General features: G+C 45.0%; 11 protein-coding genes. 7 read left to right on the top strand and 4 right to left on the bottom strand.

Features of this window, described 5'->3' with window-relative positions:
* Nucleotides 1-120 precede the first annotated feature (120 nt).
* Genes dxs through xseB form a run of 3 tightly spaced genes read right to left on the bottom strand, consistent with a single transcriptional unit; the run spans nucleotide 121 to nucleotide 3,173 of the window.
* Nucleotides 121-2,004: a 1-deoxy-D-xylulose-5-phosphate synthase gene (gene dxs, locus BCT34_RS09175; RefSeq protein ID WP_076652390.1), complete on the bottom strand. Its 1,884-nt coding sequence runs from the start codon at nucleotides 2,002-2,004 to the stop codon at nucleotides 121-123.
* Nucleotides 2,005-2,025: 21 nt separating this feature from the next.
* The gene (gene ispA / locus BCT34_RS09180; protein ID WP_076652393.1) at nucleotides 2,026-2,910 is read right to left on the bottom strand and encodes a (2E,6E)-farnesyl diphosphate synthase; all 885 of its coding nucleotides are present in this window, start codon (nucleotides 2,908-2,910) and stop codon (nucleotides 2,026-2,028) included.
* Nucleotides 2,911-2,930: 20 nt separating this feature from the next.
* Nucleotides 2,931-3,173 (bottom strand): exodeoxyribonuclease VII small subunit, encoded by a 243-nt coding sequence (xseB, locus tag BCT34_RS09185; protein WP_004734405.1) that lies wholly within the window; start codon nucleotides 3,171-3,173, stop codon nucleotides 2,931-2,933.
* A 298-nt stretch (nucleotides 3,174-3,471) separates the two neighbouring features.
* Between xseB and pomA the strand changes: the two genes are divergently transcribed.
* The 7 genes from pomA to rlmM all read left to right on the top strand — a co-directional run bounded on the left by pomA (nucleotide 3,472) and on the right by rlmM (nucleotide 10,648).
* Nucleotides 3,472-4,236 carry a flagellar motor protein PomA gene (gene pomA, locus BCT34_RS09190; protein WP_004734406.1) on the top strand — a complete coding sequence of 255 codons (765 nt, stop codon included), beginning with the start codon at nucleotides 3,472-3,474 and terminating at the stop codon, nucleotides 4,234-4,236.
* 12 nt (nucleotides 4,237-4,248) lie between these two features.
* A complete protein-coding gene (locus BCT34_RS09195) occupies nucleotides 4,249-5,196 on the top strand; it encodes a flagellar motor protein MotB (RefSeq protein WP_076652395.1) in 948 nt (315 codons plus the stop codon).
* Nucleotides 5,197-5,527: 331 nt separating this feature from the next.
* Nucleotides 5,528-6,976, top strand: coding sequence for a tRNA uracil 4-sulfurtransferase ThiI (gene thiI, locus BCT34_RS09200; RefSeq protein ID WP_076652397.1), 1,449 nt, complete (start codon nucleotides 5,528-5,530; stop codon nucleotides 6,974-6,976).
* 671 nt (nucleotides 6,977-7,647) lie between these two features.
* Nucleotides 7,648-8,556, top strand: coding sequence for a transcriptional regulator GcvA (locus tag BCT34_RS09205; protein ID WP_017063339.1), 909 nt, complete (start codon nucleotides 7,648-7,650; stop codon nucleotides 8,554-8,556).
* Nucleotides 8,549-9,172, top strand: coding sequence for an alpha/beta fold hydrolase (locus BCT34_RS09210; protein ID WP_076652400.1), 624 nt, complete (start codon nucleotides 8,549-8,551; stop codon nucleotides 9,170-9,172). Before BCT34_RS09205 ends, BCT34_RS09210 begins: the two co-directional genes overlap by 8 nt.
* The gene (locus BCT34_RS09215) at nucleotides 9,162-9,560 is read left to right on the top strand and encodes a DUF423 domain-containing protein (protein ID WP_076652402.1); all 399 of its coding nucleotides are present in this window, start codon (nucleotides 9,162-9,164) and stop codon (nucleotides 9,558-9,560) included. The genes BCT34_RS09210 and BCT34_RS09215 overlap by 11 nt, the downstream gene beginning before the upstream one ends.
* Nucleotides 9,557-10,648 (top strand): 23S rRNA (cytidine(2498)-2'-O)-methyltransferase RlmM, encoded by a 1,092-nt coding sequence (gene rlmM, locus BCT34_RS09220; protein WP_076652405.1) that lies wholly within the window; start codon nucleotides 9,557-9,559, stop codon nucleotides 10,646-10,648. Before BCT34_RS09215 ends, rlmM begins: the two co-directional genes overlap by 4 nt.
* Before the next feature lie 78 nt (nucleotides 10,649-10,726).
* On the opposite strand, the gene xni is transcribed toward rlmM, so the two are convergent.
* Nucleotides 10,727-11,500, bottom strand: coding sequence for a flap endonuclease Xni (xni, locus tag BCT34_RS09225; RefSeq protein WP_076652407.1), 774 nt, complete (start codon nucleotides 11,498-11,500; stop codon nucleotides 10,727-10,729).
* Nucleotides 11,501-11,658 lie beyond the last annotated feature (158 nt).

Consider the following 11,658-nt stretch of genomic DNA (forward strand, 5'->3'; position numbering starts at 1 on the left):
TACATTAAGCTAATTAGCAGAAACTAAAAAGGTTGACCCTAGGGCCAACCTTTTTTGTTTTTATTGCTTACGAGCTTACGAGCTTACGAGCTTACGAGCTTACGAGCTTACGGATTAAGGCTACTTAGCAAGGTAGTCAGAAATAGACTTCTCAATCCCTTTCGCATCTAAGCCAAGCTCTTCATGCAGTTCGCCTTGAGTACCTTGAGCAATAAACTTGTCTGGTAGACCAAGGTTCAATACAGGCATTAGCTGTTTCTCTTGCATCAAGAACTCGATCACACCCGCGCCAGCACCACCTGCAATCGCATTCTCTTCGATAGTCACAAGTACATCGTGGTCAGCGATAAGCTGTTTAATCAGTGCTTCATCTAGAGGCTTCACAAAGCGCATATCTGCAACTGTCGCATCGATAGCTTCAGCAGTTTGGAGTGCGTTCTCAAGGAAAGTACCGAAGCTTAGGATAGCGACTTTTGAGCCATCTTTTGCTTTTTTGCTTTCGCGAACGATACGACCTTTACCAATCTCAAGCGCGGTAAACTCACTTTGAATCTCAGTACCCATACCATTACCGCGAGGATAACGTACGGCACTAGGACCTGTGTGCTGGTGGCCTGTGTAAAGCATTTGGCGACATTCGTTTTCATCGCTTGGCGCCATGATCACCATATTTGGAATGCAGCGCATGAAGCTTAAATCGAACGCGCCTTGGTGTGTTTGACCATCAGCACCAACAAGACCTGCTCGGTCAATTGCGAACATCACTGGTAAGTCCATGATAGCCACATCGTGGATCAGTTGATCGTAGCCACGCTGTAGGAATGTCGAGTAGATAGCCACAATCGGCTTATCACCGGCAATCGCCATACCTGTTGCTAGCGTCACAGCATGCTGCTCAGCAATCGCTACGTCAAAGTACTGTTCTGGGTACTCTTTAGAGAAACGCACCATGCCAGAGCCTTCACGCATTGCAGGCGTGATCGCCATTAGCTTAGGATCTTGTGCGGCCATATCACATAAGAAGTCACCAAATATCTTAGAGAAAGTTGGTTTCGAGCTGGTGCTCTTCGGCAGACTTGAGTGCGCTGGATCGAATTTCGGTACGCCGTGGTAACCGATTGGATCTTTCTCAGCTGGCTCGTAGCCTTTGCCTTTCTTAGTCATGATATGCAGGAACTGAGGGCCTTTTAGGTCTCTCATGTTCTTCAGTGTTTTAATCAGCTCATTGACATCGTGACCATCAATTGGACCAATGTAATTGAAGCCTAACTCTTCGAACATGGTGCCAGGGACAACCATGCCTTTTAGATGCTCTTCTGTACGACGAACCAACTCTTTAATCGGCGGAACGCCTGATAGCACTTTCTTGCCACCCTCACGAATTGACGTGTAAAGACTGCCAGAAAGAACTTGAGCTAGGTGGTTATTTAGCGCACCTACGTTTTCAGAGATCGACATCTCGTTATCGTTCAGGATAACCAACATGTCATTGTGTATATCGCCCGCGTGGTTCATGGCTTCAAATGCCATGCCCGCAGTAATCGCGCCATCACCAATCACACTCACAACTTTACGGTTCTTGCCTTCTTTCTTCGCACTGATAGCCATACCAAGTGCAGCACTGATCGATGTTGAAGAGTGACCAACAGAAAGAGTGTCGTATTCGCTCTCTTCACGCCATGGGAATGGGTGCAGTCCATCTTTTTGGCGGATAGTCGATAAGCGGTCGCGACGACCTGTAAGAATTTTATGTGGATATGCTTGGTGGCCAACATCCCAAACCAACTGGTCAAAAGGTGTGTTGTACACGTAGTGCAGAGCCACTGTTAGCTCTACTGTACCTAAGCCTGACGCTAAGTGACCACTTGATTGGCTCACTGAGTTAAGAAGATAGGTACGTAATTCATCACAAAGCTGTGTAAGCGTCTCTTTCGGGAGGAGACGCAAATCCTCTGGCTTATCAGCTAAAGCAAGAGTTGGGTACTTTGATATATCAAGAGTCATAGGTAATGCGCGCTTATTGTCTTAGTTCTTGCGCTCGATGACGTATCGGGCGAACTCTTCGAGTAACTGGGTATTGTATGGGATTGCAGCCAAAGCTTGAAGCGCTTCCTGTAGCAGAGTTTGCGCTTTTTCTTGAGCGCCCTCTAAACCTAACAAAGAAGGATAGGTGCTTTTGTTCAATTCTTGGTCAGAACCCTGTGGTTTACCCAAAGTTTCAGTATCGCTAGTGATATCTAAAATATCATCTTTAACCTGGAATGCTAATCCAATGGCATCGGCGTACTTATCTAATTGAGGCATCACTTCCAACGCTTTTTCACCAGCAGCAAGTGCACCTAAACGAATCGCACACTTCATTAGAGCACCCGTTTTATTGCGGTGAACTTCTTCCAGTTCTGCTAGTGTGACAGAGCGGTTTTCAGCTTCAATATCAAGTGCTTGTCCAATACACATACCTTGCGCACCAGAGGCTTCGGCTAGGCGTTGAATCATTCGAACGCGATTGCTTTCACCGTCAGCACTTAATGTACCTTCCGCAAGTATAGTAAACGCGAGAGTTTGTAGAGCATCGCCAGTTAAAATTGCCGTTGCTTCATCGTATTTGATGTGACAAGTCTGATGGCCACGACGCAGTTCATCGTCGTCCATTGCTGGAAGGTCGTCGTGAATCAGAGAGTAGGCATGAATACATTCGATTGCAGATGCTGGAGTGTCGAGTTCTTCAGCGGTGCAGCCGAGCATTTCCCCTGTAATGTAGACAAGAAATGGACGTGCGCGTTTGCCGCCTAAAAGTAACCCATAACGCATCGCGTTGATTAGGTTCTGATTTTGGTGTGGCAGGCGATCAAGCCAAAGGTTCAGTTGCTCGTTATTACGTGCTTGATAAGACAATAAAGTCTCGATCATAGGGGATCTCATACAATTCGTTATTCTGGTTGTGGGTTAAAGTCACTAAGTTCTGCGTTTTCATCATTTTGCAGTAGGATGCTAACACGCTGTTCAGCATCGTTTAGTTTGCTTTGACCGGCACGAGCGAGGGAGATGCCTCGTTCGAACTTTTTAAGCGCATCATCTAAAGCTAGATCACCGTTTTCTAGTTGATCAACCAAGCCATCAAGCTCTTCGATTGCTGCTTCAAAGCTCATATTTTCAGGTTTCTTAGTAGCCATAATAAATCTGCGTTTGGAAAGATGAACGAACGTTACCCTAGGCCGCTGAGATGGTCAAATGTAACCAAGAAATTTTGCTAGAAAGTTCGTTTTTAAGGGGCTTCAACTCACTTTGGTCGAATAACCTTAGCTTTATCGAGTTTATGCGCTACGTATAAGTCCAAAGTAAGCCAATAGTTGTGATTCAAAAACGAAAAGTGTGATACTTAGGCCAAGAATTTACTAAAAGATCTTATAGTCTTGCCGATACAAAGATTATCGTCGACATAGAGCTACAAAAAAGCATGAGGAGTGCTCAGTGGATTTAGCAACCCTAATAGGTTTGATTGGTGGATTTGCCTTTGTAATCATGGCAATGATCCTAGGTGGAAGCCTCGGGATGTTCTATGACACGACATCCATTTTGATCGTAGTTGGTGGTTCAACCTTTGTTGTTCTAATGAAGTTCACCATGGGACAGTTCTTTGGTGCGACTAAAATCGCAGGCAAAGCCTTTATGTTTAAGGCCGACGAGCCTGAAGATCTGATCGCAAAAGTTGTTGAGATGGCGGACGCAGCTCGTAAAGGTGGCTTCTTAGCTCTGGAAGAGATGGAAATCAGCAACAGCTTCATGCAAAAGGGCATCGACTTATTAGTGGATGGCCATGATGGTGATGTGGTGCGTGCTGCACTGCAAAAAGACATTGCATTAACTACAGAACGTCACGAACAGGGCGCGAAAGTGTTCTCTGCATTTGGTGATGTAGCACCCGCGATGGGTATGATTGGTACCTTGGTTGGTTTGGTTGCGATGCTTTCGAACATGGATGATCCAAAAGCGATCGGTCCTGCGATGGCGGTAGCACTTTTGACAACCCTATACGGTGCGATTCTTTCTAATATGGTGTTCTTCCCAATTGCAGACAAGCTTGCACTGCGTCGTGACCAAGAGACACTGAACCGTCGCCTAGTTATGGACGGTGTATTGGCTATTCAAGATGGTCAAAACCCACGAGTTATTGATGGTTACCTCAAGAGCTACCTAAACGAAGGTAAGCGCACGATTGATGGTGAACCTGCGTAAGAGGAGTTGAAGATGGATGAAGATAATCCATGTAAATGTCCTCCTCCGGGGTTACCTCAATGGATGGGGACATTTGCTGACTTGATGTCACTGCTGATGTGTTTCTTCGTACTGCTACTCTCATTCTCAGAGATGGACGTACTGAAGTTCAAACAGATCGCTGGCTCGATGAAATTCGCGTTTGGTGTACAAAACCGCTTGGAAGTGAAAGATATTCCTAAAGGCACCAGCATCATTGCACAAGAGTTTCGCCCTGGTCGCCCAGAGCCGACACCGATTGATGTGATCATGCAGCAGACTATTGATATTACGCAGCAAACGCTTGAGTTTCATGAAGGTGAATCTGATCGAGCGGGCGGTACGATGCGTGACCAAGGTAAGATGACCGGAGGAAAGTCGCCAGAGGTATCGACTCACGACAATCAAAACTCTGAGTCAGACCAACAGCAACAACAAGCTGAAGCTCAATCGCAAGAGATGGAAACCTTGATGGAAAGCATCAAGAAAGCGTTGGAACGAGAGATCGACCAAGGCGCGATTGAGGTGGAAAACCTTGGCCAGCAGATTGTAATTCGAATCCGTGAAAAAGGTGCATTCCCATCAGGTTCTGCTTTCTTACAACCTAAGTTCCGCCCATTGGTAAGACAAGTGGCTGAGTTAGTGAAAGATGTTCCGGGTATTGTTCGAATTTCTGGGCACACCGATAACCAACGTCTTGATTCTGAGCTGTATCGCTCTAATTGGGATTTGTCATCACAGCGAGCGGTGTCTGTTGCTCAAGAGATGGAAAAGGTTCGTGGATTCTCTCATCAACGCTTGAGAGTACGTGGCATGGCCGATACAGAGCCTGTAGAGCCGAATGATACTGAATGGCAACGTAGCCTTAACCGCCGTGTTGAAATCAGCATCATGCAGGGTGAGCCGCTTTATAGTGACGAAGTGCCTGTTATCAATGAATAGCTTTTAATAAATAGCTGATAGATACACACGGTAGTATTCAGATAGCATCAAAAGCCCAACCTTATATAAGGTTGGGCTTTTTGTTGGAGTGACGTGCAGTTGGTTTGTCTCTAAGGCTACGACAGCGGCTAAGCATGCTATTTTTAATAAGGTGTGTATTTATTACTGGTGCCAAAGCAAGCACTCTTTTCCTTGTCTTACTTTCTCATGTATAATTCGCGCCCTTAGATTTAGATATGATCTATTCTTGCTTCAAGTGCTGTGTAAATTCTCTTAATTTACTTAGCGATGAGCGTTTTCAAAATTTGAACATTAATGTTGTGAAAGTACTATGAAATTTATTGTTAAGCCCCATCCGGAAATTTTTGTAAAAAGTGAATCGGTGCGTAAGCGCTTCACAAGGATTCTAGAGTGCAACATTCGTAACGTTATTCAGCGTCGCTGTGAAAGTGTTGCGGTATTCAACCGTCGCGACCATATCGAAGTGACGTCTGAGAGTGACCAGTACTACACAGAAGTGTTAGAGGCTTTGACTCACACTCCAGGTATTCACCACTCTCTTGAAGTTCAACAGTCTGAGTTCAAAGACTTACACGATATTTACGAGCAAGTACTAGAACGCAGCCGTGCTGAAATTGAAGGCAAGACTTTCTCTGTACGTGCTAAGCGTCGTGGTAAGCATGACTTTACTTCTATTGAACTTGAACGCTACGTAGGCGGCGGTCTAAACCAAGCGGTTGAGTCGGCTCGCGTTAAGCTGAAAGATCCAGAAGTAACGGTTAAAGTTGAAGTCGCGAACGACAAACTGAACCAAGTTCTAGCTCGTCACAAAGGCCTAGGTGGTTTCCCTCTAGGTACGCAAGAAGATCTGCTAAGTTTGATCTCTGGCGGTTTTGACTCTGGTGTTTCAAGCTACCTGCACATCAAACGTGGTTCTAAAGTTCACTACTGTTTCTTCAACCTTGGTGGCCCTGCGCACGAGATTGGCGTAAAACAAGTGGCTCACTACCTATGGAATAAATACGGCTCATCTGCAAAGGTGAAGTTCATCTCTGTCGATTTTGAACCTGTGGTTGCTGAAATCCTTGAGAACGTAGAAGACGGCCAAATGGGTGTTGTTCTTAAGCGTATGTTCATGCGTGCTGGTGGTATGGTTGCTGAACGTTTCGGTATTGAAGCTCTGGTAACGGGTGAAGCACTCGGTCAGGTTTCTAGCCAAACACTAACGAACCTTCGTCACATCGATAACGTGACCGATACTTTGATTCTTCGCCCGCTTATCAACTGGGACAAAGAAGACATCATCGATCTATCTCGTACCATCGGTACTGAAGACTTCGCTAAAGTAATGCCTGAGTACTGTGGTGTTATCTCTAGGAAGCCAACAGTGAAAGCGAAGAAAGGCAAACTAGAAGCAGAAGAAGCTAAGTTTAACTTTGAAGTGCTGGATCAAGTGATCGAGAACGCTCGTGTTATGGATATCCGTGACATCGAGAAAGAGAGCCAAGAGCAAGCACCTGAAGTTGAACAGGTTCAAGCTGTGGCTGAGCACGCTATCGTTCTTGATATCCGTAGCCCAGAAGAAGAAGACGAAAGCCCGCTAGAGATTGAGGGTGTTGAAATTAAACACATCCCATTCTTCAAGCTTTCTACTCAGTTTGGCGATCTAGACCAAGCGAAAGAGTACTTGCTGTACTGTGACCGTGGTGTAATGAGCCGTCTACAGGCACTTTACCTACAAGAGCAAGGCTTCCATAACGTTAAGGTTTACCGCCCATAGTGGTGTATTGACCAACCGTTAAGCATTTTGCAAAGCCGCTTACTGAAAAGTAAGCGGCTTTTTTATTTTCTATTTTTAATGGTTTACAGTAGTCAGACAGAGGCGTGCATTCGAGCGTACTATCTTTATATTCAACTTGGATGTTGTGATTTATAGAAATAGTTGTCTTTAAAGAGACTTATAATTGACCGAAGAAGTGTGAGTATCTTGAAGTATTCTGTTACTTTTTAGTGCAACTCAATGGTGCTATTTGTATGTGTTCAGTTGATTATTTGAGTGGGTGTCTGATTCTGTGATTAGCGATGAAAAATAATAAAGATTAATTAGCACAGCTATTGATAAACTTGTTGTTACATTTCTTTGGGCATAAAAAAACACCGCCCATAAGGCGGTGTAAACAAATTTGACAGACAGGTCAAAATAAATACAGGAAGTACATGCCTCGTTTCAGTATAAACTGCAACAAAACATTTGGTAGAACTCTACCCAACTCGAAAAGAACGAGTTTGCAAACACAACATCGCAGGAGCTAAACCAATTGATTCTAGAGAGAATCAAGCCGTTCAGGCTAGCTGCTGCGGGATGAAATATAGAATTTCTCTGGCCGCTAGGCAATGGACAAATTATAATGTTTCAGATAAAAAAAACTAATGCTTATTTAGAGAGTAACTATGTCTCGTCGATTACCCCCATTAAACTCGTTAAGAGTGTTTGAAGCTGCTGCTCGACACTTGAGTTTTACGCGTGCCGCAGAAGAGTTGTTTGTTACTCAAGCTGCGGTCAGTCATCAGATTAAAGCGCTTGAAGAGTTCTTATCTTTGAAGCTGTTTCGCCGAAGAAACCGCTCTTTGTTGCTGACTGAAGAAGGTCAAAGCTACTTCTTAGACATCAAAGATATTTTCACATCATTGGCAGAAGCGACGGATAAAGTGCTTGAGCGAAGTGAAAAGGGCGCATTGACCATCAGCTTACCGCCGAGCTTTGCTATTCAATGGTTGGTACCAAGGCTTGCTGACTTTAATCAGCAAGAACCTGATATTGATGTAAGGATCAAAGCGGTAGATATGGATGAAGGTTCGCTGACCGATGATGTCGACGTGGCTATTTACTATGGTCGAGGTAATTGGTCAGGGCTTAGAGCAGATAAGCTTTATCAAGAATACTTGATCCCTCTGTGCTCACCTTCCGTGCTGTTGGGCGCTAAGCCATTAGAATCTCTCAGCGATTTGGCATGCCATACTCTATTGCATGATACCTCTCGAAAGGATTGGAAACAGTTCGCTAAACAAAATGGTATCGATGGGGTTAATGTTAATCACGGTCCTATCTTTAGTCACTCAACTATGGTGTTGCAGGCGGCCGCTCACGGGCAGGGTATTGCTCTGGGTAACAACGTGTTGGCACAACCTGAAATCGAAGCGGGTCGTTTGATAGCACCTTTTGATGAAGTGTTGGTGAGTAAGAACGCCTTCTATGTGGTTTGTCATGAGAAACAAGCCGACATGGGCCGTATCGCGACCTTCCGTGATTGGATGCTAGCAAAAGCGCAAAGTGAACAAGAGGATTTGCTGGATGAATAACATCATCATTGATGGAGAAGACAATCCCATCACCTTTATCTTCGCTCACGGCGCGGGTGCAGGCATGGATCATGAATTCATGCAGTCGGTAGCAAAAGGATTGGCCTTTAAAGGGATACGAGTGATTCGTTTTAATTTCCCTTACATGGTCAAGCGTGCTGAAGATGGGAAGCGTCGTCCACCTGACAGAGCCCCTAAGCTACTTGAAGCCTACCAAGAGGTTATTGAGCAAGTTGATGCCGATAAGCTTGTGATTGGTGGTAAGTCGATGGGAGGGCGCATGGCGAGCCATTTGTCTGAAGTTGATAAAGTGGCAGCAATGGCGTGTTTAGGTTTTCCGTTCCATCCACCAGGTAAACCAGAGAAGTACAAAGGTGAGCATCTGGCTGAGCTAGCAAAGCCGTGCCTCATTTTACAAGGTGAGCGTGATACCTTTGGTAAGCGTGAAGAGTTTGCCGACTTCGACTTATCTGATTCTATTCGAGTCGAGTTTATTCCCGATGGAGACCATAGCTTCAAGCCTCGTAAGAGTTCTGGTCACACAGAGCAGCAGAATATTACCGTAACCGTTGAGAAGTTGTCAGCGTTTATCAAAGAGGTGCTCAATGAAAAGTAAGTACCTACTTACCTTTGCCGGCATCTCTGGCGCGATTGCTGTAATGCTTGGCGCCTTCGCCGCTCACGGTTTGAAAGCTATCTTGCCTGAATATCTACTAGGCGTGTTTGAAACAGGTGTTCAGTACCAGTTTATCCATACTCTGGCGATATTGGCGTGTGGCGCTCTGCTACAGATGAAACTTGGCGCTAAATCACAAAAATATTTTTTCATTGCGGCAATTTGCTTTATCATCGGCATCCTTTGTTTTAGTGGCAGCCTGTATGCGCTGGCACTGACAGGAATAAAATGGTTTGGCCCTATCACTCCGTTTGGTGGTCTACTATTTATCATTGGTTGGGGAGTCTTCTCCTTCGCTGCTTTGAATATAAAAGAGGTAACTCAGTGAAACACGTACTACTTTATTGTCGCTCTGGTTTTGAAAAAGAATGTGCTGGCGAAATTCAAGACAAGGCAACACAACTGGAAGTGTTTGGTTTTCCTCGCTTAAAGAACAATACAGGCTTTGTATTGTTTGAATGTTACCAAGCAGGTGAAGCGGACAAGTTGATCAAAGAGATCGATTTCCAATCACTGATCTTTGCTCGTCAAATGCTAGCAGTGGCTGTTGAAATCAAAGACCTGCCAACCGATGACCGTATCTCGCCAATTCTTGAGGCGCTTTCTGAGAAAGAAGGCTTCCCTCGTTGTGGTGATATCCGTATTGAAACGCCAGACACCAACGAAGCAAAAGAGCTTTTGAAGTTCTGCCGTAAGTTTACTGTGCCGATGCGTCAAGCTATGCGTGGTAAAGGCTTGATGACCGCGAAAGATAACACTAAGAAGCCTGTGCTTCATTTATGTTTCATCGCACCAGGTCACTGTTTTGTTGGTTACTCTTACCCAACCAATAACTCACAGTTCTTTATGGGTATCCCTCGTCTGAAATTCCCATCAGATGCACCAAGCCGCTCTACATTGAAACTAGAGGAAGCGTTCCACGTATTCATCCCTCGTGATGAGTGGGACGAGCGTCTGGCTCCAGGTATGTGGGGTGTTGATTTAGGTGCATGTCCAGGTGGCTGGACTTACCAATTGGTTAAGCGCTCGATGTTCGTTCACTGTGTTGATAACGGCATGATGGCAGACAGCCTAATGGAAACGGGTCAAATTAAGCACCACATGGTGGATGGCTTTAAGTTCGAACCAGACCGTAAGAACGTCACTTGGATTATTTGTGACATGGTTGAGAAACCAGCTCGCGTTGCACACCTTATGGGTGAGTGGATCATCAAAGGCTGGGCGAAAGAAGCGTTGTTCAACCTTAAACTGCCAATGAAAGGCCGTTACGATGAAGTACTGCAAGATATCGAGAACCTAAAAGTGTTCCTTATTGAGAATAAAGTGAAGTTCAAGATGCAGGCTAAGCACCTTTACCACGATCGCGAAGAGATCACGGTTCACATTCAGGCACTCTCAAACATCTCACCGCACTAATATTAGCGTTGATGATTCAGTGATAAAAATGCTCCTTTAAGGAGCATTTTTTATATCAATACCGTCGACTCACAGGACTTAAGCGTTCGCTTCGTAACGAATGTCTTGCAGATTGAATCCAAGGTCAATATCAGTTTTGAGAGCCGATACTTGCTTACACACACGAGCTGATTCGATGTGTTCGTCGAACTTCTTACGATACTTTTTCGGTAGATCTTCCGCTTGGTATGCTGCTTCAATATCTGGGTAAGTAGTTAATATCTCTTTGGCTGCTTTTGGCCCGACACCCGGAATTCCCGGTACTTGACTAGAGCTTACGCCTGTTAACCCCCAGTAATCGGCGAGTTGTTCAGGTTTAACGCCAAACTCAGCTTCGATAAAGGGTTTGTCTAACCAACGGTGCTGGAAGTAATCACGGATCTGCAGAGTGGGTGATAGCAGCTGGCAATACCCTTTGTCTGTCGAGATTATGGTGACGGTTTCTCCGTGGTCAGCCACTTTCTTTGCCAGTGTTGCGACTAGATCATCGGCTTCATCGCCATCAGATAACAGTGAATCAATGCCTAACTCCCACCAAGCTTGTTGGATAGCATCAAGACCTTTCATTAATGGCTCTGGCATCGGCTTTCGGTTCTGCTTATAAGCGGGAAGTACTTTTGCGCGCCAACCGCGATCTTGTAAATGGTGATCAAATACCGCGATGATGTGGGTAGGTTTTGATTCCGTCAGAATCTTATTGAGAGTGCGAGTTGTCGTGGTGATGGTTCTTGCTATATCGGTTGGATCCGGCTGAACAGAGTGCACGCGTCGGATGAGGTTCAAGGCATCGATAATAACAAGATGGATAGACATAAGTTTCCACTAAATTGGCAATAAAAAAGGGGCTGCTAGCCCCTTATAGTAACGTATCAGTTGGTGAGTTGAAACGTTGGTGATGTAAACGTCATAACCGGATTAACTTTTGTCTGCCAATTGGTTATCAGTTGTTAGTCATCACTTGTTTAGTTATC

Origin of the sequence: Vibrio sp. 10N.261.45.E2, from assembly GCF_002875705.1 — a bacterium.
Taxonomy (GTDB): Bacteria; Pseudomonadota; Gammaproteobacteria; order Enterobacterales; family Vibrionaceae; genus Vibrio.